Origin of the sequence: Thermomonospora curvata DSM 43183 (assembly GCF_000024385.1) — a bacterium.
Lineage (GTDB): Bacteria > Actinomycetota > Actinomycetes > Streptosporangiales > Streptosporangiaceae > Thermomonospora > Thermomonospora curvata.
The window spans coordinates 3,619,631-3,644,224 of sequence record NC_013510.1 but is presented as its reverse complement, the minus strand read 5'-3'; the positions used below and the strand labels follow the sequence as shown (position 1 = coordinate 3,644,224).

Here is a 24,594-nt window from a genome sequence, read left to right as displayed (position 1 = left end):
GGGCGGCACGCCGCATCACCCACGGAACGGGCCTGTCGGGTTTTCAACACGCCGTCTCCACGCATCGAAACGGGAACGCCGCGGCACCGGACACCTTCAAAGCCCCGCCCACGGCGCCTGGGCCATGTGTTGCAAAGGGTTCAGTTCAGGGCGCTGCCTTTCTTCCATTCCTTCCACGACAGCTGCCAGTAGCCCCAGCCGTTGTCCCATTCCAGCTCACGGCTGGTGCCGGTGATCTTGTAGATGTCGCCGCGCCGGGTGAACCGGTAGAACCAGGCGGCGTTCGCCGGGCTCATGTTCACGCAGCCGTGGCTGACATTGGCGCGGCCCTGCGCGTACACCGACCAGGGGGCGCTGTGGGTGAACTCGCCGCTGTTGGAGATCCGCACCGCGTAGTACACGTCCAGCCGGTAATACTCCGGATGCCCCTTGGGAATGCCGACCGTCGCCGAGTCCATGACCACGTGGTAGGCCTTCTCCATGGTCAGGTGGACGCCGCTGGTGGTGGTGTAGGCGTACTTGGTGGCCTTGCCCATGCTGACCGGGATCTTGCGGACGACCTTGCCGTTCTTGGTGACGGTCATCTGGTGGGTACGGGCGCTGGCGGTGCTGATCTGCTCATCGCCCACCTTGAAACGCAAGGTCAGGTTGCGGGTGCCGTAGACGTCCTTGGCGGCCCGCACGCCCTTCATCCGGGCGGTCAGCTTCACCTCGGTGTGCGCGGGCCAGTACTTCTTGGTCCGGTAGATCACCTGCTGGCGGCCCACCCACCGCCAGGCGCCCTCCACCGGCTTGGACGCCGTCACCTGCAGGGCCCGCTCCACCTCGGCCTTGTTGTAGACGGGACGGTCGAAGCTCAAGATGATCGGCATGCCGACGCCGACCGTCTCGTCCTGCATCGGCGCCACGGCGCTGACCCGGATGGTCTCCTTGGGTTTGAGCGTGGTGAACGTGCTGGTGAGGGTGGCGGCCCGGCCGTCGGGGGAGACGGCGACGGCGGTCACCCGGTAGCCGGTGTCCGGGGCCAGCGTCCAGCGGGAGGTCCACCGGGTGCGGTCGGCGCTCAGCGTCCCCTCGACCCCGCCGTCTGCGACGCCGCCTTCGGCGTCCACCCGCTCGACCGTCACCTGCCGGATCGTGCCGCCCGCCGCCTGCACGACGATCGGGTGATCGGGGCGCGCCCGCTGCGTCCCGTCCGCCGGGGTGATGGTCAGCCGCGCCGGCTCGGGCGCCGAGCGGTGCCGGGCGGTCTCGGCGGCGCCGCCGGAGCAGCCGGTCAGGGCGAGCAGCGCCGCGGCGATGGCCGCCGCGGTCTTGCCGATGTGCAGGAGGTTCACTGGCTTGCCCCGCGCTGTGCGTTGCTCCCTCTTTCCGAGGGATCGGCCCTTTTCCTCACCGTAGAACGACATGCCCGGGTCAAGCGAGCCCAATGTCATCATCACTCGGTGTTAGATATCAGCTCCGGAGGGTGATTACATAGGGTCGTCGGCTGGTATGGAGCAGGACATGGGACGGCATAGACGAGGTCAACCCAGGGAGATCACGGTCGGTGAGCTGGTGGCCGCGTTGCAGCAGTTCGACCCGAAGCTGCGGGTGCGGCTGGCGGTCCAGCCCCGCTTGCCGCAAGAGCACCGGATCGGGCCGGTCGCCGAGGCCGACGGCCTGGTGTGGATCGGCGAGGCGGGGCACTGCGGGTACGCCCCCGACGAGGCCGCCGAGAGCCTCGGCTGGCGGTGAGCGGGGGCGGCCGGGCGCCGTGCGGCCTTCAATCCCCTGCCGCGCGCAGCAGCCTGGCCGCCTCCTCGGGGCGGACGTCGTTGATGAACGCCCCCATGGCCGATTCCGACCCGGCCAGGTACTTCAGCCGGTCGGCGGCCCGCCGGATGCTGAACAGCCGCAGATGCAGGTACGCCAGCTCCCGCTCGTGCCGCACCGGCGCCTGATGCCAGGCCGCCACATACGGCATGGGACGGCCGAAGAGCCGGTCGAAACGGCCCAGCACATCCAGGTAGAGCGCGGCGAAGGCGTCCCGCTCGGCCTCCTCCAGCGCGCAGATGTCCGGCACCCGCCGGTGCGGGTACAGGTGCACCTCGAACGGCCAGCGGGCCGCGTGCGGCACGAACGCCGTCCACAGCTCGTTGGCCGCCACCACGCGGGTGCCGGCCTCCCGCTCGGCCGCCAGCAGCTCGGCGAACAGGTCCCCGCCGGTGCGCTCGGCGTGCCGGCGGACGGCCGCCAGCATCTGCCGGGTGCGCGGCGGGACGAACGGGTAGGCGTAGATCTGGCCGTGCGGGTGGCGCAGCGTCACCCCGATCTCCTCGCCCCGGTTCTCAAAGCAGAAGACCTGTTCCACCCCGGGCAGCGCCGACAGCTCGGCGGTGCGGTCGGCCCACGCCTCGATGACCGTGCGCACCTGCTGCGGCGGCAGGTCGGCGAAGGACGCGTGGTGGTCGGGGCTGAAGCACACCACCTCGCAGCGCCCCCCGGTGGCGCCGGGCTGGAAGGTGGGGAACCGGTTCTCCAGCACCACCACCTCGTAGTCGGCGGCGGGGATCTCGGTGGGCCGTCCCGGCGCCGACGGGCACAGCGGGCAGGCGTCCTCGCCGGGCAGGAAGGTGCGGCCCTGCCGGTGCGCGGCGATCGTCACCCACTCCTCCAGCAGCGGGTCGTACCGCAGTTCCGAGACCGGCGGCGGCCCGCCGGCCGGCCGGGTGTCGACGGCGTCGCGGCCGGGGCGCTCGCACCGGTCGAAGTAGATCAGCTCCCGTCCGTCCGCCAGCCGGGTCACGGTGCGCCTCACCCGACCCACCGGGCCTCCCTTCCGCCTGCTCCCGGCGCCGGACGCGTCGTCCGCGCCGGTCCCCGAGCCTAGATCGCACCGGCCGGAGGAGGGGAATCCGGGCGGAGCCCGGCACACCGGGGCGTGCCTTCCCCGGGCTCGACGGAACCGCCGGCTCAAGCGCTCCGGCCGGGCGAGACCACGCCCCGGCCCACCGGCTCGGGGTCGGGCTGCGGCGGCGCCGGACCCGGGGGCCGGCTCGGGCATCGGCCGGGGCGGCGGCATCGGGCCCGGCGGCTGCGGCGCCGGTTCGGGGGCCGGGCTCGGGCGCGGGGGCGGCTTGGGAACCGGCGACGGGTGCACCGCCCCGGGGAGAGGCGTTGCGGAAGCCATGTCGGCTCCTTCCTGTGATGGGTCATGGGGCGCGGCTGCGGCGGCGGAGCACCCACAGGTCGATGGCGGCGATCACCGCGACGGCCGCGCTGATCGCCGCCGCCGTCCAGAACCCCGCCACCGGGGAGGTGCCGCCGGCCGCCAGGACCCCGAACACCACGGCGGCGACGATTCCGGCGACCAGCGCCAGGCCGGACAGCACCATCCGCACCCCCAGCGGGCTGCGGGCGTTCAGCGGTTCGGTGCCGCGCGGCGGCCTGCGATCGTGCACGGGCATGGGAGGCTCACCTGCCGAACGTGCCGACCAGGACGCCTTCGCCGACCACCTTGTCCTCGATGGCCTCCTGCAGGTCGTCGGCGGTGAACCCGGGACGCAGGCCGGACGGCTCCGACAGCGCCGTCAGGCGGAAGAAGTACCGGTGCGGGGCGTCCCCGGCGGGCGGGTGCGGGCCGCCGTAACCGAGAGCGCCGTAGTCGTTGCGCCCGGCCACCGCCCCGGGGATCTCCTCACCGGCGTCGATCCCCTCGGTCTCGGGCGGGATCCCCGCCAGCAGCCAGTGCGCGAACGTCCCGCCGGGCGCGTCCGGGTCCTCGCAGACCAAGGCCAGCTCGACCGCCTCGTCGGGAACCTGCGACCACTCCAGCGGCGGCGAGACGTCCCCTGAGGCGTGGGAGTGCTCCCGCGGGATCGGCGCATGGTCGTCGAAGGCCGGGCTGTGCAGTTCGATCGTGTGCATGACCCCGGCGTGCCCGCTGCACCCCGTCCGACACGCCGCTTTCCCGGCGCGGAAAACAGGCCCCGGTGAGGCCGCCCGGCCGCGCCGGGGACGCGTGAGCGGGGCGTTCGCCGCATCGAACCCGGGAAACCGGGAAGGCGGGCGGAGACGGAAGACGGAACCGAGTGGCAGAACGGGGGAGATCCGGATGCACCGTCCGCGAACCCGCGCCTACGACGGCGCACGGGCCGAGACCAGGACGCAGCGGGAGGAGGAGGGAACCGCCTCCGGCAAGTGGGGCGGGTGGGCCGAGACCCCCCGAGACGAGCGCTGAGACCGGAGGCCGCCATGCTCAACGAAACTCCCGACGAGGCCGACATCTACGGCGCCGCCCTGCCGCTGGAGTACGAAAGCGACCTGGACCCGCTGCTGGCGCGCATCGGCGGCGCCCGCTGCGTCCTGCTGGGCGCGGCCAGCCACGGCACGCACGAGTACTACGCCTGGCGGGCGGCCCTGACCCGGCGGCTCATCGCCGAGCACGGCTTTTCCTTCGTGGCGGTCGAGTGGGACTGGCGGGACTGCCGGCAGATCCGCCGCAGCGTCACCGGGACGCCGGAGGCGCCGCAGGACCCGCGCCGCGTCCTTGAGGCCCGCCGCCGCTGGCCCGCCTGGGTGTGGGCCAACGAGGAGACCGCCAGGTTCTGCCGGTGGCTGCGCGAGCACAACCTCGCCCACAACTCCGAGCTGCCGCCCCACCGGCGGGTCGGCTTCTACGGGCTGGACGTCTACGGGTTGTGGGAGTCGCTGCACACGGTGCACGCCTACCTGACCGAACACCACCCCGACTACCTCGGCATCGCCCGCAACGCCTACCGCTGCTTCGACCCCTACGGGGAGAACCCGCAGGTCTACGCCTGGAAGAGCCGGCTGGTCCCCGAAGGCTGCGAAGCGGAGGCGCTGGAGCTGCTGACCGGGCTGCGCCGCACCGCCGGCTCCGACGCCGTCGCCGAGGAGCTCGACGTCGAAAAGAACGCCGAGGCCGGCGCCGCCCGCTACTACCGGGCGATGCTCGAGGGCGGCCCGCAGGCCTGGAACCTGCGGGATGCGCACATGGCCGACACCCTGGACCGCCTGCTGGCCCTCCACGGCCCCCGGGCGCGGGCCGTGGTGTGGGCGCACAACACCCACGTGGGGGACGCCCGCGCCACCGCCATGGCCGACTCGGGAATGGTCAGCCTGGGGCAGCTGGTCCGGGAACGCCACGGCCGGGACCGGGTGGCCGTGGTCGGGTTCGCCGGCGGGCACGGCAACGTCATCGCCGCCTCGCACTGGGACGGCCCGATGGAGACCATGCCGGTGCCCGCGCCGATGCACGGCTCCCTGGAGGAGCTGCTGATGCGGGAGGTCGAACTGGACCAGGCGTTGTTCGTGTTCGCCGACGGGCCGGACCAGCCCTGGCTGACCGCCCGGCGCGGGCACCGCGCGATCGGGGTGGTCTACGACCCCGACCGCGACCACCGCCAGTTCGTCCCCACCACGCTCGCCGACCGGTACGACGCGTTGTGCTGGTTCTCCTGGACCTCGCCGCTGTCGCCGCTGCACCCGCAGCCCGTCCGGCGCGGCGAGGCCCAGACGCTGCCGGCGTGACCCGAGCCGCCCCGGACGCCCGGCCGGGCGTCCGGGGCGGCGGCTCGTCCCTTTCTCCGCCGGGCACCGGCGCGGCGTGGCGGTTCACCCGGCGCCTGGGATCACGCGCTCGAAACGGCCCACTGCGAGGCGCGGCCTAGCCTGGGGTCGGAACCGGTCGATCGTGATGGCGGAGGAGGAGGGGCGTGCTCGACGCCGAGCCCATTCACTCGAACGTTCCGGCGCTGCGGCAAGAGCCGCGTCCTGCGCCGTGGGCCGTGCTCGGCGCCGTCTCGGCGGGCGGCGCGATCGGCGCGCTGGCCCGGTACGGCCTGACGGCGGCCTTCCCCGCGGACCCGGGCGGCTTCGGCTGGGCGGTCTTCGCCGTCAACGTGGCCGGCTGCCTGCTGATCGGCGTGCTCATGGTCGCGATCACCGAGGTGTGGCGGGCCCACCCGCTGGTCCGCCCGTTCCTGGGGGTGGGCGTGCTCGGCGGCTTCACCACCTTCTCCGCCTACGTCATGGACGCCCACGCCGCGCTGAGCGCCGGTGCCCCGCGCACCGCGCTGGCCTATCTGGCCGGCACCGCCCTGGCCGCGCCGGCCGCCGTCGCCGCCGGCGCATGGGCGATGCGTTTGCTCGCCCGCCGCCTCACCGGGCAGGGGCGGCGGTGACCGCCCTGCTGGTGGCCCTGGGCGCCGCGCTGGGCGCGCCGCTGCGCTACCTGGTGGACCGCGCCGTGCAGGCCCGCCACGACTCGGCCTTTCCTGGGGCACCTTCACCGTGAACGTCACCGGCTCGGCCCTGCTGGGCTTCCTGGCCGCCCTGCCCGCCGGGGAGGGGCTCACGGCGTTGGCCGGGGCCGGCTTCTGCGGCGCTTTGACCACCTACTCCACCTTCGGCTACGAGACGTTCCGCCTGGCCGAGCAGGGCGCCCGGACGCCGGCGCTGCTGAACGTCGCGGCCTCGGTCACGGCCGGGTTGGGCGCCGCCTATTGCGGCATGGCCCTGGCCGCCGCCTGCTAGGGCCGGTCCTGCCGAAGAGAGCGCCGTGCGGCGAGGCGGCCCGGAAGGTTCGAAGATCATGACAGGGGAGGCGCGGTCGCGGGGACCCGCCGTGGATGAGGAGGACGCAGCGTGCTGGTCGCTTTCTCAGTGACCCCGCTCGGAGCGGGCGAGGACGTCGGTGAGCTGGTCGCCGAGGCGGTGCGGGTGGTGCGCGCCAGCGGCCTGCCCAACCGCACCGACGCCATGTTCACCACCGTCGAGGGGGAGTGGGACGAGGTGATGGCCGTGGTCAAGGCCGCGACCGAGGCGGTGGCGGCCCGCGCCCCACGGGTCAGCCTGGTGCTCAAGGCCGACCTGCGGCCCGGTGTCACCGACGCCATGACCAAGAAGGTCGAGTCTGTGGAGCGGTATCTCAGCGGGGGCTGAGGCCCGCCCTCGTTGCGCCGTGCGGGGACCGCCGCCGTCCCCGCCGGGCCTTCGGCTCACGAGGAGGGCGCGTCGGGAATGCAGGCCCGCACGCCGCCGTCGCGGCCCTTGCCGAACGCGGTGATCCGCTCGATGGGGTCGCCGTGGTCCTGCGGATCGGTCCATTCGCTGTCGTCGCCGATCACGACCAGGCCGTTGGACAGCTCCTTGACGTCGCCCTCTTCGAAGCGCAGGGTCCCGTCCGCCGCGGCCCCGTACAGCGCCGCGCCCGCCAGGCAGTCGGCCTGCAGCTCACTGGCCAGCGCCACGTGCTCCATCCGCAGCCGGTTCTGGATGGCGTGCCCCCACTCGTGCGCGATGACCAGGTAAACCCAGGCGTCGCCTTGGGTGTAGCCGGCGCGCATCAGGTTCTCGTCCCAGGCGATGTAGTCCTCCGGGACGCAGTAGAAGGCGTTGTTGGGGGTGGCCGGCTGCCCCGCGCAGGTCGGCGCGCTAGACAGGTCGTTGCCGTCGTAGCCGCCGTAGACCCGCGGCGAGGTGTAGGTGCCGGTGAAGAACTCCGACCAGTGGGTCCGCCAGTAGTCGTCGATCACTTGCGGCGCCCCGGTGATGTCCTGCTGATACTCGGTCTCGTCGATCTGAACGCCCTGGGCCGCGCCGTCTTCGTCCCGGCCGGCGGGCGGGGTGGACGTGCCGGTGCCGCCTTCGCTCCGGTTGACGGCGGGGGTGGCGGACGCGGCCGGGCCGGCCTCGTCGACCTCGCCGACTTGGATGGTGCAGGCGCTGGAGGCCGTCAGCGCGACGCCCAGGGCGAGGGCGGCCAGGGATCGCCGGGGGATGTGCATCGTGTCTCTCCGTCAGTCGTCCGGCGCGCCGTGCGCGCGACCGATATGCCCTCTGACGGGGGAGAACACGGTTTAGATCCGGGCTTGGATGTGAACAAAGGCACCGGCGTGCGCACGAACAAAGGCGGTATTGGACGCGTCCAAAACGGGAGCGCCGGGCCTGCCGCTCCCCGGGGGCGGCCGGTGCGCGGGAGGGGAGGCGGCCTCAGCCGGCCGACTCCAGCCAGGCGTGGAGGTCGGCGTCGGTGGGCGGCAGCACCCGCCAGAGCGCCTCGTCCAAAGTGGCGCACAGCGGGATGCGCTCATGGATGTGGAAGGCTCGGAACAGGTGGCCCAGGAAGGGGCGCAGCCCGACGATCGCCAAGGCGACGCGGCGTTCGGCGCACCGGCGTTCCACGGCCGACAGCGTCCACAGGGCGCTGCCGTCGCAGAACGTCACCCCGCTCATGTCGAGGATCAGCGGGCGCCCGGCGTCCGGCGCCGCTTCCAGCAGCCGTTCCTGCAGCCCTTGACTGCCATAACAGTCGATCTCTCCGCACAGCAGCGTGACGGTGTAACGGTCGCCGTCCACCACGACCATGTCGACGGAGGAGTCTGCCACGATGACCTCACTGGGATTCTCGTGGCAAATCAGCATTGCGCCGGTGCGCATCCTTGCCAAGAGCCCACACGGGTAATTTCTGACACTGGACCGAGTGGGGTCCTTTCCGGCCCGGCTTTTTTCGTTTACGCGGGCTGTCCCAGGAGGGCTCTGCTTCCCGGGCGGAACCTCCGGCCCCGCCGCGGCCGGAGGGCGCCGCCGGACGCGCGGCTCGGCCCCGTGCGGATGCCCATCTCCCGCGCCCGGTTTTCGGGCTTGCTTTTTGTTTCATTGCGGCCTGGCGCCGCTGTCGCCCGCACGCGATAAAGCGACCGCCGGCCAGGGGACTTCTGATCGACGGCGGAGTTTTCGTTTCAGTGATCCAGGCGAGGTGACCGGGCGGTATGCGGGTCCTTATAACCGGCTGACCGAATTTTCTGAACGGGGCGGCCACGGCGGGCGGCGTCTTGACCGCGGAGCCGGTCCGCAAAACGCCGAACGAAGCCGACGCGCCCTGCGATCCGGCCTGGAGCCCGGTATTCCGGCCGGCGGGACCGGGCCCGGCCGGGCCGGACCCGGCCTCCGTGCCGGCGAGCCGACGCTGGACGTGGCCGCGCTGCACCGGCACTGGGAGTGGCGCCTGACCGGACGCGCCGCAGCCGTGGCCTGGTACCTGCGGCCCGACTCCGGCCCGCCGCTCACCGAGGAGCTGCTGAGGGCACTGGACGTGCGCACGGCCGCCTGACCGTCCCCGGAGGGCACCGGGCGGCACCGCATCCTCAGGAGGCCGGGGCGTGATCGCGGTGACCGCTCTTGGCGCCGGTGGGTTGACGGCGTCCCACCGGTGATGCGCGGCCCCCACTGGTCGCGCCGCGGCGGACGATCGCTTCGGACCGGCTCCGGCCCCCGCGCACGAAGCCGGTCCGAAAAGCCGGGGCCGCGGCGGCGAGGTTCACCGCACCTGCTCTTCCCGGCTGGGACGCAGCAGGGCCGGATGCAGCAGCCGGGCGTCGCCGGCCCGGTAGAGCCGGGCACGGGGGCCGCCCCGCCGCCCGCCTCGCTCGGTGGTCTCCCCGGTGCTCTCCACAAAGCCCGGCACCGACAGCACCTTGCGGTGGAAGTTGCCGGCGTGCAGCTCCTCTCCCCACACCGCCTCGTAGACGGCGCGCAGTTCGGGGATGGTGAACTCCGGGGCGCAGAAGGCGGTGGCCAGCGGGGTGTACTCCAGCTTGCTGCGGGCCCGCTCCAGCCCGTCGGCCAGGATCTGCGCGTGATCGAAGGCCAGCTTGCGGGTGGTGCCGGGACGCTGCGTCCCCGCCTCGGTCAGCCCGAGCGAGTCCACCGGCACCCAGGCCGCGTCGGCGGCGTCGCTGCCGGCCCGCGGGTCGGGCAGCTCGGGGGCGAACGCCAGGTAGGCCACGGAGATGACCCGCATCCGGGGGTCGCGGCCGGGCGCGCCGTAGGTGGCCAGCTGCTCCAGGTGCACCCGGGCCAGCGCGCCCTCCTCGGTGCTCAGCCCGGTCTCCTCGGCCAGTTCGCGGGCGGCGGCCTGCGGCAGGTCCTCGGCCTCCCGCACGCCCCGTACGAACCCGCCGGGCAGCGCCCACATGCCCGCGAACGGCGGGGCGCCGCGCCGCACCAGCAGCACATGCAGTGCCCCGTCGCGGATGGTCAGCGCCACCACGTCGACCGTGACCGCGACCGGGTCGTAGGCGCGCGGGTCGTAGGAGGCCAGGAACTCCTCCTCGCGCTGGGTGTCCGGCGTCCGCTTCACGACGAATCCTTCTCAAGGTGAGATTGTCTCTGGTTGAGAATAACTCAACTCGCGGCGGGACGCACCGTCCATCTCCGCTGTTCGCTCAGGGACGGCGGTATCCCCCGTAGGGGGGCTCGCCGGGCTCCTCCGGGTACGGCAGGTCCCCATCGGCGGGCCCGGCCGGGGTCTGCCCCCAGGGACGCCTTCCGCCCTGGACGTAGGGACGCGGCCCACGGGGCAGGCGGTCCTGGGGGAACTCCCCGTCACGCCCGCTCCTGCCCGGGGGAGGGAAGGGGGGACCGCTCTGCGGGCGGGGCGGCGCGGCCTCCTGGAAGGAGGACGGGGCGTGCGGCGGTGGGGCGCCTTGAGGACGGGGCGGTGCGGCATGCTGCGGCGAGGGGTGCGGATACGGCCCTTCCGGCCGGCGGTGTGCAGAGCCGGTGCCCCAAGGCGACTCCCCCGGGGAAGGGTACGGCGGGGAGGGCTGCACCCCGGCCGGAGCGGAGAAGGGCCGATCGAGAGGGCTTTGCCTGAGCGGACCCGCTTGCGGAGAGATGGGCGGAACGTCGAACGGGGAGCGGGCCGGGGGAGGGGACGAAAGCGCCGTCGCAGGGGCGGGCGGCCGGTCCAAAAGCTCGCGCAGGCGGCTGTGGCGCCGGCCGTAGAGCAGGTAGAAGACGAACCCCGCCAGCATCCAGACGCCGAAGTAGCTCCAGGTCTTCAGCTCCAGGTTGAGCATCAGCCAGGCGATGGACGCCATCGCCAGCATCGGTATCGTCGCCCCGCCGGGCACCCGGAAGGGCGGGCGCAGGTCGGGCCGCACCCGCCGCAGCGCCGGCACCGCGGCCGACACCGCCAGGAACGCGAACAGCGCGCCGATCACCACCAGCGGTTCCAGTGTCAGCACGTCCACCGTCTGCGACAGCACCACGGCCGTCCCGCCCGCCACCAGCGTGGCCCGGCTGGGCACCTGGTAGCGGCTGACCGCGGCCAGGCCCGAGGGGAGCAGCCCGTCGCGGGCCATGGAGAACACCACCCGGGTCAGGCTGATCAGCACCACGAAGATCACGGTGGTCAGCCCCAGCACCGCCCCGATGTCGGTCACCGTGCCCATCCAGCCGGCGCCCGCCTCGGCGAACGCCTGGGCGAACGGCGGGCGGGCCGGGTCCAGCTCGCGGTAGGAGATCATGCCGACCATGGCCACCGCCACCCCCACGTACAGCACGATCGTGATCACCAGGCTGGTCAGCAGGCCCTGGGGCACCTTGCGCGGGGCGTCCTCGGTCTCCTCGGCGGCGGTGGCGATCAGGTCGAAGCCGATGTAGGCGAAGGCGATGGCCGGGGTGGCGGCGAAGATGCCCCAGATCCCGAACGTCTGGGAGGGGTCGCCGAACAGCGCGGTCAGCACCGTCGGCTCGCCGCCGCCGGGAGCGGGCCGGGCGGGCGGGACGAACGGGGTGAGGTTGCCGGCGTCGAACAGCAGCAGCCCGCCCACGATGACCAGCCCGATCACCAGCAGCTTGGCCAGCACCATCGCCCACAGCGTGCGCAGCCCCACCCGGCTGCCGCTGGCCAGCAGCCCGATCAGCAGCACCAAGATGGCCAGGGCGAACACATCGAAGCCCCGCTCCTGCCCGACGACTCCCGCCAGCCCGGACGGCATCCCGATCGACAGGTCCTGCAGCGTCTGGACGGCGATCAGCGACCAGGCGCGCGCCACCGCGCAGGCGGCCAGCAGCAGCTCCAGGATCAGCGCCCAGCCGATGAACCAGGCCCACAGTTCCCCGAAGGCGACATAACCGAAGGAATAGGCGCTCCCGGCGACCGGCACCGCCGAGGACAGCTCGGCAAAGCACAGCGCGGCCAGCAGGCACACCGTGCCGGCGATCACGAACGATGCGATCACCGCCGGGCCGGCCGCGGTGGCCGCCTGCACTCCGGAGATCTTGAAAATGCCGGCGCCGATCATCACCCCCAGCCCGAGAATTACCAGGTCGCGCTTTTTGTACAGCACACGCAGCCGGTGCCGGCCGCCTCCGTAGTTTTGCGGGGCGGCCTGTTCCACGGGCAGCCGCCGCAGCAGATCGTTGCGCATGGGCGTCTCCAAGTCCGGGGCGTCGCCACACGCCGGCCGGTGCGGGCGGCCGAGGTGCGTTTCTGCGCGAGAGTCCGGGGCGTGGGAGACCAAAGAATGTCTAAAGTTCTAGTAAAGAGCAATCTCCTCTCCGGAGAAGTGATCAAAAAGCCATACAGCTCACTTGCCGCCGGCCGGGTCTGGCGGCGCTCTCGGCGGGGTAGTGGGACCGGAGAGACGGTGGTGGCGGCTGTCCATTTGCGGAGGTTCCCGTGCCTGCTGCCCTTTTCCGCAGGTCGGCGCTTGCCGGGACGCTGGTGATCACGCTGCCGTTGCCGGCCCCCGGCCCGGCCGGTGCGATCGCCCCGCCCTCTCCCGCCGAGCGGACGGACCGGCGGGCGCAGACTGTGGCGACCGGCTACGGCGGCGCGGTCTCCACCGTGGACGCCGACGCCAGCCGCACCGCCATCGAGGTGCTGCGCCAGGGCGGCAACGCCGCCGACGCCGCCGTGGCGGCCGCGGCCACCCTCGGGGTGACCGAGCCCTATGTGGCGGCTCTGGGCGGCGGCGGGTTCTTCGTCTACTACGACGCCCGGACGCGCCGCGTCCACACCGTGGACGGCCGGGAGACGGCACCGGCCAAGATGCACGCCCGCTCCTTCGTCGATCCGGCCACCGGCCGGGCCATTCCCTTTGAAGAGGCCGTCACCAGCGGGCTGTCGGTAGGGGTCCCCGGCACGGTCGCCCAGTGGCAGCAGGTCCTGGACCGCTTCGGCACCCGCCCGCTGGGCGCGCTGCTGCGGCCGGCGATCCGGGTGGCCGAGCGGGGGTTCGTGGTCGACCGGGAGTTTCACGAGCAGACCGCGCTCAACGCCGACCGGTTCGCCGCCATCACGCCGACGCGGAAACTGTTCCTGCCCGGCGGCCGCCCGCCGGCGGTCGGCTCCCGCTTCCGCAACCCCGACCTGGCCCGCACCTACCGCACGCTCGCCCGGCGCGGCCCCGCCTGGTTCTACCGGGGGGAGCCGGCCCGGGAGATCGTCCGGACCGTGCGGCATCCGCCGGTGGAGCCCACGGCCACCCGCACCGTCCGGCCCGGCCTGATGGAGCTGTCCGACCTGGCCGCCTACCGGGCGCCGCTGCGCCCGCCCACCCGCGTCACCTACCGGGGGCTGGAGGTGTACGGGATGGCGCCGCCTTCCTCCGGCGGCTCCACGGTCGGCGAGGCGCTCAACATCCTGGACCGCTTCCGCCTTGACAAAGGCGACCCCGTGCAGGCCCTGCACTACTACCTGGAGGCGTCCCGCCTGGCCTACGCCGACCGCGGCCGTTACATCGGCGACCCCGACCATGTGGACGTCCCGCTGCGGGAGCTGCTCTCCCGCGGCTTCGCCCGCGAACGGGCCTGCCTCATCGACCCCGGCAAAGCCGCCGTCAGCCCGGTGCCGCCGGGCTCCCCCGACGGGGACTACCGCGACTGCGAGCCCGCCCGGGGCGAACCGCTCCGCCTGGGCCGTGAAGGGCCGCAGACCACGCACCTGGTGGTCGCCGACCGGTGGGGCAACGTCGCCTCCTACACCATCACCATCGAGCAGTTCGGCGGCAGCGGCCTGACCGTGCCCGGACGCGGCTTCCTGCTCAACAACGAGCTGACCGACTTCACGATGCAGCCGCCCCCGCCGGGCGCCGCGCCCGACCCCAACCTGCCCGGCCCTGGCAAGCGCCCGCGCAGCAGCATGGCGCCCACCATCGTGCTCAAGGACGGACGGCCGCTGCTGGCCCTGGGCTCCCCGGGCGGCTCCACGATCATCACCACCGTGCTGCAGATCCTGCTGGGCCGCATCGACTTGGGCATGGACCTGCCGGCCGCGCTGGCCGCCCCGCGCGCCACCCAGCGCAACACCCCGCAGACCTTCGCCGAGCAGGCGTTCCTGGACGCCTACGGGCCGCGCCTGCGCTCTCTGGGGCATGAGCTGGCGCTTTTCCCCGGCCCGCCGGCCGGCCAGATCGGCGCGGCCACCGCGCTGGAGTTCCTGCGCCCGGGGCTGGTGCAGGCGGTGGCCGAACCGCACCGCAGGCACGGCGGCAGCGCCATGGTGGTCAGGCCCGCTCACTGAGCGGAAAGCCGACTACGATCGTCGCTTAGGGGAAGGAGCAACGGCATGCCCCAGGCGTACCTACAGGTGACCACCACGACCGACTCCCGCCAGGAGGCGGCCGCCCTCGCCAAGTCCGCGGTGCGCGAGCGCCTGGCGGCCTGCGCCCAGCTCGTCGGCCCGATCTCCAGCACCTACTGGTGGGAGGGCGAGATGGAGACGGCCGAGGAGTGGATGGTGGTGTTCAAGACCACCGCCGACAACTTCGAAGAGCTGGCGACGCTGATCACCGAGCTGCACTCCTACGACACCCCGGAGATCATCGCCACCCCCGTGGTGGCCGGCAGCAGCGACTACCTGCGCTGGGTCAGCGAGCAGACCAAGCCGGTGGAGACGGCGGACGAAAGCGCCGCCCCGCGCCGGGAACAGGCCGCCCAGCCCAGCGCCTCCGGCTGACTCCGTCCCGACCCGACCTGTCAGAGCAAACCGGGCATCTCGGTAAAAGATGTGATCTACCTCATGACAGGGGGGTAAGTCATTCATTACGCTCGTGTTTCCACATATCCGGGTATGGGACGGACGAGGTGGTGACATGGGCGGGCTCCGCGAGATGGACGGCAAGCGCGGCTCGGACCGTGCGGCGGGCGCCGATCGCCCCGGCGACTTCGGTCTGTTCGGACCGGGCTCGGTGACCTGGCGGGTGATGGGCGAGCCGGTCATGATGATCGGCGGCTTCCGGGCGCTGCTGCTGCAGGCGCTGCACCCGCGCAGCATGTGGGGCACCGCGCAGAACTCCGAGCTGATGAACCCCGACTCCGCCTGGCAGCGCCTGGCCCGCACCATCGAGTTCGTCCGGGTGCGCACCTACGGCTCGCTGGAGGAGGTCGAGCGGATCGGCCGCCGGGTCCGCAAGATGCACGCCAAGCTGGAAGGCCTGGACATGCGCACCGGCGAGGTGTTCCGCATCGACGACCCGGAGAACCTGCTGTGGGTGCACATGGGCGAGGTCGACTCCTACCTCGACATCGCCCGCCGCGCCGGGATCGTGCTCAGCGACGCCGAGGCCGACCGCTTCGTGGACGAGCAGCGCCGCGCCGCCCAGGTCGTCGGGCTGGACCCGGCCGACGTGCCGGCCTCGGTGGCCGAGATGCGCGACTACTACGCGATGATGCGGCCCAAGATCTGGGCGTGCAAGGAGGCCCGGGAGGGGCTGCGGCGGCTGTTCAACCCCCCGGTGCCGCGCCCGATGCTGCCGCTCAAGCTCGCCGCCCCCAGCCTCGCCACGCTCACCGTGGCCACGCTGCCGCGCTGGGCCCGCCGCATGTACGGGCTGCCCGGCCTGCCCACCTCCGACCTGGCGGCGACGCTGACCCTGCAGGCGATGCACCGCGGCACCCGGGTCATCCCGGCCCGGCTGCGCTACTCCCCGGACGCCAAGCGGGCGCACGAGCTGATCCGCGCCTACGAGGCGGAGGCCAGGAGCCTGGGCATGGCCTCCTGAGGGCGCCGGAACCCGCGGCCGCCCTCAGCCGCGGCGCATCAGCCGTCCCACCGCGGCCATCAGCTCGGTGGACATCTCATCGGCCTTGCCCTCTTGGGCGCCCTCGGCCACGCAGTGCCGCACATGCCCGTCCAGCAGGCCCAGCGCCACCTTGTCCAGCGCCGCCTGGACCGCGCTGATCTGGGTGAGGACGTCGATGCAGTAACGGTCCTCCTGGACCATGCGCTCGATGCCGCGGACCTGCCCCTCGATCCGCCGCAGCCGCGTCTGCAGCTGGTCCTTGGTCGCGGTGTACCCGCGCGTGGGAGCCCCGTTGGCCGCCATGGTGGGTGTCGCCCTCCCCGTCTGGGTCTGTGCTCGCCGCACTCAGGGTATCCACCCCTGGGGGGTATGAGCTCTGTCCGGGAGGTGAGGTCGGCCGCCGCTCACACCGGCGTGTTCCAGGAGGTGATCACCGGGCGGCCGTGCTCGGTGCCCAGCGTGCCGGCCGTCCCGGTGTGCAACGCGAACAGCCTGCCGCTCGCCGGCGGCAGCCCCAGCCACCGCGCGGTCAGCACGCGCAGCAGATGGCCGTGCGCCACCACCGCCACATCGCCCTGCTCCAGGTGGGGCCGGATGCGGCCCAGCACGGCGTCGCAGCGCTCACCGACCTGCTCCACCGACTCGCCGGGATGCTCGGCGTCCCCGGGGATCACCCCGTCGGCCCACAGGTACCAGCCCGGCCGCCGCTTGCGGATCTGGGCGCTGGTGAGGCCCTCATAGCCGCCGTAGTCCCACTCCCACAGGTCCGGGTCGATCTCGACGGCGCTCAGCCCGGCGAGCTCGGCGGTGCGCCGGGCCCGCAGCGCCGGGCTGCACACCGCGTGGACCACCCGCCGGCGCGCCAGATAGGGCCCCAGCGCCCGGGCCTGCTCCTCGCCGCGGGCGGTCAGCGGCAGATCGGTGCGCCCGGTGTGCCGCCTGGCCCTGCTCCACTCGGTCTCGCCGTGCCGCAGGACGATGATCTCCCCCATGGCGATCACCTTAGGGGAGCGGTGCGCCGGCGGAGGAGGTCAGCCCAGCACCGAGGCGAGGTCGATGCGGTCCAGGCCGTGCGCCTCGGCGACCTCGGGGCGCACGAGGTGGCCGTCGTGGACGTTCAGGCCCGCCGCCAGCGCCGCGTCCTCGCGCAGCGCCCGCCGCCAGCCCTTGTCGGCGATCGCCAGCACGTACGGCAGGGTGGCGTTGGTGAGGGCGTGGGTGGAGGTGCTGGGCACCGCGCCCGGCATGTTGGCCACGCAGTAGAACAGCGACTGGTGCACCCGGAAGGTCGGGTCGGCGTGCGTGGTGGGGCGGGAGTCGGCAAAGCACCCGCCCTGGTCGATGGCGATGTCCACCAGCACCGAGCCCGGCTTCATCGCGGCCACCAGCTCGTTGGAGACCAGCTTGGGGGCCTTGGCGCCGGGGATCAGCACCGCCCCGATCACCAGGTCGGCCTCGCGCACCTGCCGTTCGACGGCATAGGCGCTGGAGACCAGCGTCTTGATCCGCCCGCGGTAGAGGGCGTCGATGTGGCGCAGCCGGTCGACGTCGATGTCCAGCACGGTCACCTCCGCGCCCATGCCCGCCGCGATCTGCGCGGCGTTCAGCCCGGCCACGCCGCCGCCGATCACCGTCACCTTGGCCGGGGCGACCCCGGGCACCCCGCCGGGCAGCACCCCGCGCCCGCCGGCAAAGCGCATCAGGTTGTAGGCGCCGACCTGCGGGGCGATCCGCCCGGCCACCTCCGACATGGGGGCCAGCAGCGGCAGCGAGCGGTCGGGCAGCTGGACGGTCTCGTAGGCGATGCCGGTCACCCCCGCCCGCAGCAGCGCGTCGGTGCAGGCCCGGGAGGCGGCCAGGTGCAGGTAGGTGAACAGCGTCTGGCCCGGACGCATCCGGTGGTACTCCTCGGCGACCGGCTCCTTGACCTTCAGCACCAGCTCGGCCTCGCCCCACACCTCATCGGCGGTGTCCAGGAGCTTGGCCCCGGCCGAGGCGTACTCGGCGTCGGGGATGGACGAGCCCGCCCCCGCGCCCCGCTCGATGAAGACGTCGTGGTGCCGGCGGGTGAGCTCCAGCACTCCCGCGGGGGTGATGGCCACCCGGTACTCGTGGGTCTTGATCTCGCGGGGAATGCCGACCTTCACCGCGCCCTCCGGGGTCCAGGATGTCCGTTTTCCCCAGAGTGCGGCCGGGTATGCCGGCGGGGCTATGAGCAGCCTGTCGCGCAGTTCCGCCGATTGCCGACAGAGTGTAAAGCCCCGGGGAGCGCCGCCGAGGAGGGCGTATCAGGCGACCGGTCCGAGGCTGCTCGGCGGCAGCCACTCGTCGGCGATCGCCACCGTGAGCTGTTCCAGCAGCGGGCCGGCCTGGCGCATGCAGCGTTCCATGTCGGGCTCGATGTCGCTGAGCGCATAGGCGGCCTGGATGCGGGCGCGGCGCAGCTGCTCGCCGGTCAGCCCGCGCCGCCCGGCCACCGCGATCACCGGGACCCCGGCGCGGGCGGCGGCCCTGGCCACCCCGATCGGCGCCTTGCCGCGCAGCGACTGGGCGTCCAGCGACCCCTCCCCGGTGATCACCAGCCGGGCGCCCTTGGCCTTGTCGGCGAACCCCAGCAGATCCAGCATGAACGAGATGCCCGGCTGGATCTGGGCGCCCAGGAACACCAGGGCGGCAAAGCCCAGGCCGCCGGCCGCCCCGGCCCCGGGCCGGTCGCGGGCGCTCTTGCGGGAGACCGCCTCGGCCAGGTCGGCCCAGCGCCGCAGCCCGGCCTCCAGCACCCGCACCTCCTCCCGTCCGGCGCCTTTTTGCGGCCCGTAGACGGCGGCGGCCCCGTTGCGGCCCAGCAGCGGGTTGTCCACGTCGCTGGCGATGATCACCTGGACTCGTGACAGGTCCGGCAGGCCGCGCAGGTCCAAAGCGTGCAGGGCGCGCAGCGCGGCGCCGCCGGGCGGCAGATCCCGGCCGGTGGCGTCCAGCAGCCGCCCGCCCAGCGCCTGCACCATCCCGGCGCCGCCGTCGGTGCAGGCGCTGCCGCCCAGGCCGAGCACGATGCGGCGGGCGCCCAGCCGCAGCGCGTGCGCGATCAGCTGCCCGGTGCCCAGGCTGGTGGCGCTCAGCGGGGCGGGCCTGCCGCCGGGCAGCAGCCGCAGGCCGGAGGCCGCGGCCATCTCCACCACGGCGGTGTCGCCGTTCATCGCCAGCGCGGCGGTGACCGGCTGCCCGGTGGGGCCGGCCACCTTCACCTCCACCCGCCGCCAGCCGGCCGCGATGACCGCCTCGACGGTGCCGTCCCCGCCGTCGGCGATCGGCAGTTCCACGATCGGCACCTGCGGCCGGGCCCGCCGCAGCCCGTCGGCCAGCCGGCGGGCGACCTGCGGCGCGCTCAGCGACCCCTTGAACTTGTCCGGAGCCACCAGCACATGGCCGCCGGCCGGGACCTGCCCGGGGGAGGATGCCGAGGGGGATGCTGTGGAGACCACTGCCACGCCTTTCACGCCTGATGTCACGCCCGATTCCACGTCCGATGAGGTCAGGCTCTGCCTTCTGCTTACGTCACACCGGGACCATTTGACACCTCGCGGGGACCCTACGTCGTGCAGTCTGAGATTCTCAGTATCCGTTCCCCGCCGCACTTTCCGGCGCGGCCGCTGCGGCGTCAAGGCCGGGCGGCGGGCCTCAGCCGATGCCCAGCAGCAGTTTGATCGGGTGGAGGGCGAAGTAGGCGGCGAACACCGCGGCGGCGATCCACAGCGGGTAGTGCACCTCGCGCCAGCGGCCCCGGCCCGCCTTGATCAGCGTGTAGACGATCAGGCCGGCGCCGATGCCGGTGGTGATCGAGTAGGTGAACGGCATCATGACGATGGTCAAGAAGGCCGGGACGGCCAGCTCCAGATCCGACCAGTCGATCTTGGAGACCTGGGTCATCATCAGCGCCCCCACCAGCACCAGGGCGGGTGAGGCGGCCTGGGCGGGCACCACGGCCGCCAGCGGGGTCAGCAGCAGGGTGCCCAGGAACAGCGCCCCGGTGAACATGTTGGCCAGGCCGGTGCGGGCGCCCTCGCCCACCCCGGCGGCCGACTCCACATAGACGGTGTTGGCCGAGGAGCTGGTCAGCCCGCCCAGGGCGGCCGACAGCCCGTCGGCCGCCAGGATCCGCCCCAGCCGGGGCACCCGGCCCCGCTCGTCCACCAGCCCGGCCTCGTCGCTGATGCCCAAGATGGTGCCCATCGCGTCGAAGAACCCCGACAGCACCAGGGTGAACAGCACCACCAGGGCGCTGAGGAAACCGGCGCGGACGAAGCCGCCGAACAGGTCCACCTGCAGCAGCAGCCCGAAGTCGGGGGCGGCCACCAGCTCCTTGGGCATCCGAGGGGTGACCACGCCCCAGCCGCCTTCGGGGATGCGGGCGTGGGTCTCGATGACGATGGCCAGCGCGGTGCCCACCACGATCCCGATCAGGATGGCGCCGGGCACCCCCCGGGTGTACAGCACGATCATCAGCAGCAGTACCACTGCGAACACCAGGGACGGCCAGGTGTTCAGCGAGCCGGCGGCGCCCAGCGCCAGCGGGGTGCCGCCGGTGCCGGCGGTGACGAACCCGGCGTCCACCAGCCCGATCAGCGCGATGAAGGCGCCGATGCCGACCGCGATGGCGTGCTTGAGGGACAGCGGGATGGCGTTCATGATCCGCTCGCGCACCCCGGTGACCGCCAGCAGCACGATGACCAGGCCCTCCAGCACCACCAGGCCCATCGCCTGCGGCCAGGTCATCTGCGGGGCGGCCTGGTAGGCGACCACCGCGTTGATGCCCAGCCCGGCGGCCAGCGCCAGCGGGGCGTTGCCGACCAGCCCCATCACGATGGTGGCGATCGCCGCCGACAGCGCCGTCATCGTGGTCAGCTGCGGGATCGACAGCCTCGCGCCGGTGACGTCCTGCGCCCCGCCCAGGATGATCGGGTTGAGCAGGAGGATGTAGGCCATCGCGAAGAAGGTGGTGACCCCGCCGCGGGCCTCGCGGGCGAGTGTGGTGCCGCGCCCGCTCAGGTCGAATAACCGCTCCAGCGGGCCCCCTACCCGTCGCGGCCCGGTGCCGGCGTGCGCCATCAGGACGTCCCCCGATCATGCTCGCGCGGTACGACGCGGGCGGCCCGCCCCTGGTCGCCGCCCGCGTCGCCGCGTACTCAGATTAACTGCCCGAAATGTGTTCTGGGCTCACCGGAACCCGTTTTAGCGAATGTCCTGTGGTGTCCGGCTGTGACTTTTCACAACCGGAGGCCTAGCTTCCCCGGTAAGTGGAGTAGCCGTAGGGGCTCACCGCCAGCGGCACGTGGTAGTGCTCGGCCGGGTCGGTGATCTCGAAGATCACGCAGATCTCCGGGTAGAAGGCCGGCACGCCCAGCGCGGCGAAGTAGGGGCCGGTGCCGAAGCGCAGCCGGTGCACCCCGGCCGACAGCTCCGTCCCGTCGCCGGGCAGGTCCTCCAGCCGGCCGTCGTCGCCGGTCAGGTCCTCGGCCAGCGGCTGCCAGGTCCGTCCGTCGTAGCGGTCCAGCCGGACCGGCACCTTGGCGGCGGGCCTGCCGCGGTGGGTGTCCAGGACATGGGTGCTCACACTCAAGGGCGCTCCAGAACTCCTATCGGGACGCGGGCGGGCGGCTCTGCGGCGGCGCGGGCCGCCCCGGCGCCGCGCGGCCCTCCCGCTCCGCGAGTGCCGTTTTGCACGCCCTCAGTAGAGCATCCGCACCCTGCCGTCTCTACTGGTGGGACGCTCATCACGGTTCTGTATCACGGTGCGGGAGGACCCCTCGCCATCAGGGGTGTTCGTGAATACGCTGCGATACCTACGCGGAGAGCGACCGAGCGGCGCGGCCGCCTCTTCAGCGTTCGGGGGTCTGTGGGGAAGAGTCGGGAATCACTACCGTGTGCACACCCCCGCATGCGGTGAGTAAGGGGCTTCGTGGTGGCCGGACAGGAAACTCTCGGACAACGCATACGTGCGCTGCGTATCCGTCAGGGTGTCAGCCAGGCGCAACTCGCCTTTCCCGAGCTGTCCGACAGCTATATCTCACTGATCGAAAGCGACAAGCGGGTGCCGGCCCCCAGCGTGATCGAGCTGCTGGCGGCCAAGCTCAATTGCTCGGCGACCTACCTGGTGAGCGGGGTCAGCGAAGAGGTCGTCGACGAGCTGCGGGTCACCTTGGACTACGCCGAGATCGCGCTGCAGAACGGCGCCGCCGAGGAGGCCCGCGCCCGCTTCGCCGAGGTGCTGTCCAACACCGACGCGGTGGCGCTGCCGGAACTGCTGCAGCAGGCGCGCTGGGGGCACGCGCTGGCCCTGGAGGCGGCCGGGGCGCTGGAGGAGGCGATCGCCGAGCTGCGCCAGCTGACCGCCGAGACCTCCCCGGAGGCGGACCTGGAGCAGTGGGCCAAGGTGCACGTGGCGCTCAGCCGCTGCCTGCGCGAACGGGGGGACATCAGCGCCGGCGTCGAGGTGGCCGAAGAGGCGCTGCGCAAGCTGATCGCCTCCGGGGCGGACTCCACCGACGGCGCGGTGCACCTGGGGGCGTCCCTGCTGGCCGCCTACATCGAGCGCGGCGACCTGGTGCGGGCCCGCCAGCTCGCCGACCAGCTCATCGCCCGGGCCGAGCGGATCGGCAGCCCCCGGGCGAAGATGGCCGCCTACTGGGAGGCCGCCTACGTCGCCGAAGTGCGCGGCAACTACGAAGAGGGCATGGAGCTGGCCGAGCGGGCGCTGCCGCTGGCGGGCGCGATGGACGACCCCCGCAGCGCGCACCGGCTGCGCATGGTCTACGCCGGGCTGCTGCTGCGGGCCCGGCCCGAGCAGGCCGAGCAGGCCCGCGAGATGCTGCTGCGCATCCGCGAGCAGATCGACTCCAGCTCCGCCGGGGAGATCGACGTGGCGCTGTGCCTGGTGGAACTGGCCCGCGCCGAGATCGTCCTCGGCCGGCCCGCCGAGGCGGTCACGCTCGCCCATGAGGCGTTGGACCTGCTCGGCGACAGCCCGCGCCGGGCCGGCGCCTGGGCGCTGACCGTGCTGGGCGAGGCGTACGTGCGGCTGGGCCGCACCGAGGACGCCGTGGAGGTGCTGACCCGGGCCGCCACGCTCATGGAGGAGATGGAGTCCTCCCGGGAGGCCGCGCAGGCCTGGTTCGACCTGGCCGAGCTGCTGGGGGAGACCGGCGCGGCCGACGGCCCGCGGCTGGGCGCCTACCGGCGCGCCCTGGCCTGCGCCGGGCTCTGACGACACGGCCCCGCCTCAAGGGACGGGCGCCTTGGCGGGGGCGCAGCGTCCCCGGGGCGGGGCCACATGTGGTCTCGGCATGACCGAAAGCGACTTTTCGGCCTGTAACGGCTCTATGATCGTCCGCGCCGGACGGGCGGTCCGTCGCCTCCCGGCGGGATGAGATCGCGCCGCGGCCCGGACCGGAGCGCCCGGACGCCCACGGGGCGAGGCGAGGGGAGAGGGATGTTCGGAGTCGTACGGCCGTGCCGCCACGTGATGTGCCGGTCGCTGTTCGAAGGCTGGATGGCGCACCTGTGCGGGTTGTGCCTGACGTTGCGGGCCGAGCACGGACAGGCCGCCCGGCTGGTCACCAACTACGACGGCCTGCTGGTGTCGGTCCTGCTGGAGGCGCAGGCCCCGGAGCGTTCGCCCCACCGCAAGGCCGGTCCGTGCGCGCTGCGGGGAATGCGGACGGCCCGCGTGGTGGACGCCCGTAGCGAAGGCGCCCGGCTGGCGGCGGCGGTGTCGCTGATGCTGGCGGCGGCCAAGACCCGCGACCACATCGCCGACGGCGACGGGGCCTACGCCCGCGCCCTGGTGGCCGCCGGGGCGAGGCGGCTGGCCGGCCGCTGGGAGGCCGCCGGGACGCGCACCGGGCGGGCGCTGGGCTTCGACGCCGGCGTGCTGCGGGAGGCGGTGAGCCGGCAGGCGGAGCTGGAGTCGGCCGGCCGGCCGCTGCGGCTGCTGGAGGTGACCGAGCCGACCGAGACGGCGGTGGCGGCGGCGTTCGCGCACACCGCCGTGCTGGCGGGCAAGCCGCACAACGCCGAGCCGCTGGCGGAGGCCGGGCGTTTCTTCGGCCGCCTGGCCCACATCCTCGACGCCGTGGAGGACCTGGAGCAGGACCGGGCCTCGGGCGCCTACAACCCGCTGATCGCCACCGGCACGGACCTGGCGACGGCCCACCGCCATTGCCGGGACGCCCTGCACGGGCTGCGACTGGCCCTGGCCGACCTCGACCTGGCCGACGACCGCCTGGTCAAGGCGCTGCTGGAACGCGAGGTGGCGCGCTCGGTGGAGCGGGTCTTCGCCGCCTACCCCGGCCCGCCGCAGGGCGGTGGTCCCTACGGTCCGCCCCAGGGGCCCTATGGCCCCGCCCCGCAGCAGCCCTACCCGCCGGCCGGGCACCCGCCGTCCGTCCCCATGGGGCCCGGAGCACCCGGAGGGGGCTGGGGCGGTGGCGGCGGCGGTGGCGGCTGGTACGGCAAGGGGCACGGCCGTCCCAAGCGCCCGCCCTTTCCGATCCCGTGCCTGGCCGACACCTGCGTCTGCCTCAGCTGCGGGCTCTACCAGCCGAAATGGAGCAAATACCGCGGCAAGAGCTGCGGCGACCGCTGCTGGTGCACCCGCGACGGCGACTGCTGTGACTGCTGCGAGGGCTGCGGCAACTGCGGTAACTGCTGCGACTGAAGCGGGCCGGTCCGGTCGCCTGCGGGGGCCGTCGAGGGCTGGGGCGAACCTCAATAGGGT

Annotated in this window: 25 protein-coding genes and 1 pseudogene; 12 read left to right on the top strand and 14 right to left on the bottom strand. The window is 73.2% G+C overall.

The window, feature by feature from the left end:
- Window positions 1-140 precede the first annotated feature (140 nt).
- Entirely contained in the window at window positions 141-1,337 is a 1,197-nt protein-coding gene (locus TCUR_RS15515; RefSeq protein ID WP_041439846.1) for a L,D-transpeptidase, read from the bottom strand.
- Window positions 1,338-1,506: 169 nt separating this feature from the next.
- Here TCUR_RS15515 and TCUR_RS15510 point away from each other — a divergent pair, with 169 nt between their 5' ends.
- On the top strand, window positions 1,507-1,737 hold the full coding sequence (locus tag TCUR_RS15510) for a hypothetical protein (RefSeq protein WP_012853475.1): 231 nt from the start codon (window positions 1,507-1,509) through the stop codon (window positions 1,735-1,737).
- A 28-nt stretch (window positions 1,738-1,765) separates the two neighbouring features.
- On the opposite strand, the gene galT is transcribed toward TCUR_RS15510, so the two are convergent.
- The 3 genes from galT to TCUR_RS15495 form a co-directional block, all read right to left on the bottom strand.
- A complete protein-coding gene (gene galT / locus TCUR_RS15505; protein ID WP_041439843.1) occupies window positions 1,766-2,800 on the bottom strand; it encodes a galactose-1-phosphate uridylyltransferase in 1,035 nt (344 codons plus the stop codon).
- A 394-nt stretch (window positions 2,801-3,194) separates the two neighbouring features.
- Window positions 3,195-3,449 carry a DUF6343 family protein gene (locus TCUR_RS15500; protein ID WP_012853473.1) on the bottom strand — a complete coding sequence of 85 codons (255 nt, stop codon included), beginning with the start codon at window positions 3,447-3,449 and terminating at the stop codon, window positions 3,195-3,197.
- Between the two features lie 7 nt (window positions 3,450-3,456).
- Window positions 3,457-3,909 (bottom strand): YbhB/YbcL family Raf kinase inhibitor-like protein, encoded by a 453-nt coding sequence (locus tag TCUR_RS15495; protein ID WP_012853472.1) that lies wholly within the window; start codon window positions 3,907-3,909, stop codon window positions 3,457-3,459.
- 187 nt (window positions 3,910-4,096) lie between these two features.
- Between TCUR_RS15495 and TCUR_RS28375 the strand changes: the two genes are divergently transcribed.
- The 5 genes and pseudogenes from TCUR_RS28375 (at window position 4,097) to TCUR_RS15475 (ending at window position 6,948) form a co-directional block, all read left to right on the top strand.
- On the top strand, window positions 4,097-4,222 hold the full coding sequence (locus TCUR_RS28375) for a hypothetical protein (protein ID WP_012853471.1): 126 nt from the start codon (window positions 4,097-4,099) through the stop codon (window positions 4,220-4,222).
- A gap of 14 nt (window positions 4,223-4,236) precedes the next feature.
- On the top strand, window positions 4,237-5,535 hold the full coding sequence (locus TCUR_RS15490) for an erythromycin esterase family protein (RefSeq protein ID WP_012853470.1): 1,299 nt from the start codon (window positions 4,237-4,239) through the stop codon (window positions 5,533-5,535).
- A 185-nt stretch (window positions 5,536-5,720) separates the two neighbouring features.
- Window positions 5,721-6,188, top strand: a complete 468-nt coding sequence (locus TCUR_RS15485) for a fluoride efflux transporter FluC (protein WP_012853469.1) — start codon at window positions 5,721-5,723, stop codon at window positions 6,186-6,188.
- A pseudogene (locus tag TCUR_RS15480) lies at window positions 6,185-6,540 on the top strand (fluoride efflux transporter FluC). The gene TCUR_RS15485 and the pseudogene TCUR_RS15480 overlap by 4 nt, the downstream one beginning before the upstream one ends.
- A 111-nt stretch (window positions 6,541-6,651) precedes the next feature.
- Entirely contained in the window at window positions 6,652-6,948 is a 297-nt protein-coding gene (locus TCUR_RS15475) for an MTH1187 family thiamine-binding protein (protein WP_012853468.1), read from the top strand.
- A gap of 56 nt (window positions 6,949-7,004) precedes the next feature.
- Here TCUR_RS15475 and TCUR_RS15470 read toward each other — a convergent pair whose 3' ends face one another.
- Window positions 7,005-7,793 carry a neutral zinc metallopeptidase gene (locus tag TCUR_RS15470; RefSeq protein WP_012853467.1) on the bottom strand — a complete coding sequence of 263 codons (789 nt, stop codon included), beginning with the start codon at window positions 7,791-7,793 and terminating at the stop codon, window positions 7,005-7,007.
- 205 nt (window positions 7,794-7,998) lie between these two features.
- Window positions 7,999-8,394 (bottom strand): STAS domain-containing protein, encoded by a 396-nt coding sequence (locus tag TCUR_RS25045; protein ID WP_169313035.1) that lies wholly within the window; start codon window positions 8,392-8,394, stop codon window positions 7,999-8,001.
- 586 nt (window positions 8,395-8,980) lie between these two features.
- On the opposite strand from TCUR_RS25045, the gene TCUR_RS27125 reads away from it, so the two are divergent.
- Complete coding sequence (locus TCUR_RS27125; RefSeq protein WP_169313034.1) at window positions 8,981-9,118, top strand: hypothetical protein; 138 nt, start codon at window positions 8,981-8,983, stop codon at window positions 9,116-9,118.
- Window positions 9,119-9,325: 207 nt separating this feature from the next.
- On the opposite strand, the gene TCUR_RS15460 is transcribed toward TCUR_RS27125, so the two are convergent.
- Both TCUR_RS15460 and TCUR_RS15455 read right to left on the bottom strand, forming a co-directional pair.
- Window positions 9,326-10,147 carry an NUDIX hydrolase gene (locus tag TCUR_RS15460; protein ID WP_012853464.1) on the bottom strand — a complete coding sequence of 274 codons (822 nt, stop codon included), beginning with the start codon at window positions 10,145-10,147 and terminating at the stop codon, window positions 9,326-9,328.
- An 85-nt stretch (window positions 10,148-10,232) separates the two neighbouring features.
- Entirely contained in the window at window positions 10,233-12,224 is a 1,992-nt protein-coding gene (locus tag TCUR_RS15455) for an APC family permease (protein WP_012853463.1), read from the bottom strand.
- A gap of 251 nt (window positions 12,225-12,475) precedes the next feature.
- On the opposite strand from TCUR_RS15455, the gene ggt reads away from it, so the two are divergent.
- From ggt to TCUR_RS15440, 3 genes are all read left to right on the top strand, one after another.
- Window positions 12,476-14,320, top strand: coding sequence for a gamma-glutamyltransferase (gene ggt / locus TCUR_RS15450; RefSeq protein WP_012853462.1), 1,845 nt, complete (start codon window positions 12,476-12,478; stop codon window positions 14,318-14,320).
- Window positions 14,321-14,365: 45 nt separating this feature from the next.
- Window positions 14,366-14,755 carry a divalent-cation tolerance protein CutA gene (gene cutA / locus TCUR_RS15445; RefSeq protein ID WP_012853461.1) on the top strand — a complete coding sequence of 130 codons (390 nt, stop codon included), beginning with the start codon at window positions 14,366-14,368 and terminating at the stop codon, window positions 14,753-14,755.
- A 136-nt stretch (window positions 14,756-14,891) separates the two neighbouring features.
- Window positions 14,892-15,800 carry an oxygenase MpaB family protein gene (locus TCUR_RS15440; RefSeq protein WP_012853460.1) on the top strand — a complete coding sequence of 303 codons (909 nt, stop codon included), beginning with the start codon at window positions 14,892-14,894 and terminating at the stop codon, window positions 15,798-15,800.
- Window positions 15,801-15,824: 24 nt separating this feature from the next.
- On the opposite strand, the gene TCUR_RS15435 is transcribed toward TCUR_RS15440, so the two are convergent.
- From TCUR_RS15435 to uraH, 6 genes are all read right to left on the bottom strand, one after another.
- The gene (locus tag TCUR_RS15435) at window positions 15,825-16,124 is read right to left on the bottom strand and encodes a metal-sensitive transcriptional regulator (protein WP_012853459.1); all 300 of its coding nucleotides are present in this window, start codon (window positions 16,122-16,124) and stop codon (window positions 15,825-15,827) included.
- Window positions 16,125-16,225: 101 nt separating this feature from the next.
- Window positions 16,226-16,813 (bottom strand): histidine phosphatase family protein, encoded by a 588-nt coding sequence (locus TCUR_RS15430; RefSeq protein WP_012853458.1) that lies wholly within the window; start codon window positions 16,811-16,813, stop codon window positions 16,226-16,228.
- Window positions 16,814-16,852: 39 nt separating this feature from the next.
- Window positions 16,853-17,968 carry an alanine dehydrogenase gene (gene ald, locus TCUR_RS15425; protein ID WP_012853457.1) on the bottom strand — a complete coding sequence of 372 codons (1,116 nt, stop codon included), beginning with the start codon at window positions 17,966-17,968 and terminating at the stop codon, window positions 16,853-16,855.
- 141 nt (window positions 17,969-18,109) lie between these two features.
- Entirely contained in the window at window positions 18,110-19,243 is a 1,134-nt protein-coding gene (locus TCUR_RS15420; protein ID WP_012853456.1) for a glycerate kinase, read from the bottom strand.
- A 256-nt stretch (window positions 19,244-19,499) separates the two neighbouring features.
- Complete coding sequence (locus tag TCUR_RS15415) at window positions 19,500-20,927, bottom strand: NCS2 family permease (RefSeq protein ID WP_012853455.1); 1,428 nt, start codon at window positions 20,925-20,927, stop codon at window positions 19,500-19,502.
- Window positions 20,928-21,099: 172 nt separating this feature from the next.
- Complete coding sequence (uraH, locus tag TCUR_RS15410; protein ID WP_245536871.1) at window positions 21,100-21,432, bottom strand: hydroxyisourate hydrolase; 333 nt, start codon at window positions 21,430-21,432, stop codon at window positions 21,100-21,102.
- 345 nt (window positions 21,433-21,777) lie between these two features.
- Between uraH and TCUR_RS15405 the strand changes: the two genes are divergently transcribed.
- Together TCUR_RS15405 and TCUR_RS15400 are read left to right on the top strand one after the other, a co-directional pair.
- Window positions 21,778-23,082, top strand: coding sequence for a helix-turn-helix domain-containing protein (locus TCUR_RS15405; RefSeq protein WP_012853453.1), 1,305 nt, complete (start codon window positions 21,778-21,780; stop codon window positions 23,080-23,082).
- A gap of 225 nt (window positions 23,083-23,307) precedes the next feature.
- On the top strand, window positions 23,308-24,534 hold the full coding sequence (locus TCUR_RS15400) for a DUF5685 family protein (RefSeq protein WP_012853452.1): 1,227 nt from the start codon (window positions 23,308-23,310) through the stop codon (window positions 24,532-24,534).
- The last annotated feature ends 60 nt before the right edge of the window (window positions 24,535-24,594 follow it).

Excerpts from the sequence above, each read along its gene's own strand:
- TCUR_RS15495 (WP_012853472.1), bottom strand. The coding sequence starts at position 3,909 with ATGCACACGATCGAACTGCACAGCCCGGCCTTCGACGACCATGCGCCG.
- TCUR_RS15490 (WP_012853470.1), top strand. The coding sequence starts at position 4,237 with ATGCTCAACGAAACTCCCGACGAGGCCGACATCTACGGCGCCGCCCTG.
- TCUR_RS15415 (WP_012853455.1), bottom strand. The coding sequence starts at position 20,927 with ATGGCGCACGCCGGCACCGGGCCGCGACGGGTAGGGGGCCCGCTGGAG.
- TCUR_RS15500 (WP_012853473.1), bottom strand. The coding sequence starts at position 3,449 with ATGCCCGTGCACGATCGCAGGCCGCCGCGCGGCACCGAACCGCTGAAC.
- cutA (WP_012853461.1), top strand. The coding sequence starts at position 14,366 with ATGCCCCAGGCGTACCTACAGGTGACCACCACGACCGACTCCCGCCAG.
- TCUR_RS15470 (WP_012853467.1), bottom strand. The coding sequence starts at position 7,793 with ATGCACATCCCCCGGCGATCCCTGGCCGCCCTCGCCCTGGGCGTCGCG.
- TCUR_RS15455 (WP_012853463.1), bottom strand. The coding sequence starts at position 12,224 with ATGCGCAACGATCTGCTGCGGCGGCTGCCCGTGGAACAGGCCGCCCCG.
- TCUR_RS28375 (WP_012853471.1), top strand. The coding sequence starts at position 4,097 with ATGCACCGTCCGCGAACCCGCGCCTACGACGGCGCACGGGCCGAGACC.
- TCUR_RS15510 (WP_012853475.1), top strand. The coding sequence starts at position 1,507 with ATGGGACGGCATAGACGAGGTCAACCCAGGGAGATCACGGTCGGTGAG.
- TCUR_RS15400 (WP_012853452.1), top strand. The coding sequence starts at position 23,308 with ATGTTCGGAGTCGTACGGCCGTGCCGCCACGTGATGTGCCGGTCGCTG.
- TCUR_RS15430 (WP_012853458.1), bottom strand. The coding sequence starts at position 16,813 with ATGGGGGAGATCATCGTCCTGCGGCACGGCGAGACCGAGTGGAGCAGG.
- TCUR_RS15435 (WP_012853459.1), bottom strand. The coding sequence starts at position 16,124 with ATGGCGGCCAACGGGGCTCCCACGCGCGGGTACACCGCGACCAAGGAC.
- TCUR_RS15440 (WP_012853460.1), top strand. The coding sequence starts at position 14,892 with ATGGGCGGGCTCCGCGAGATGGACGGCAAGCGCGGCTCGGACCGTGCG.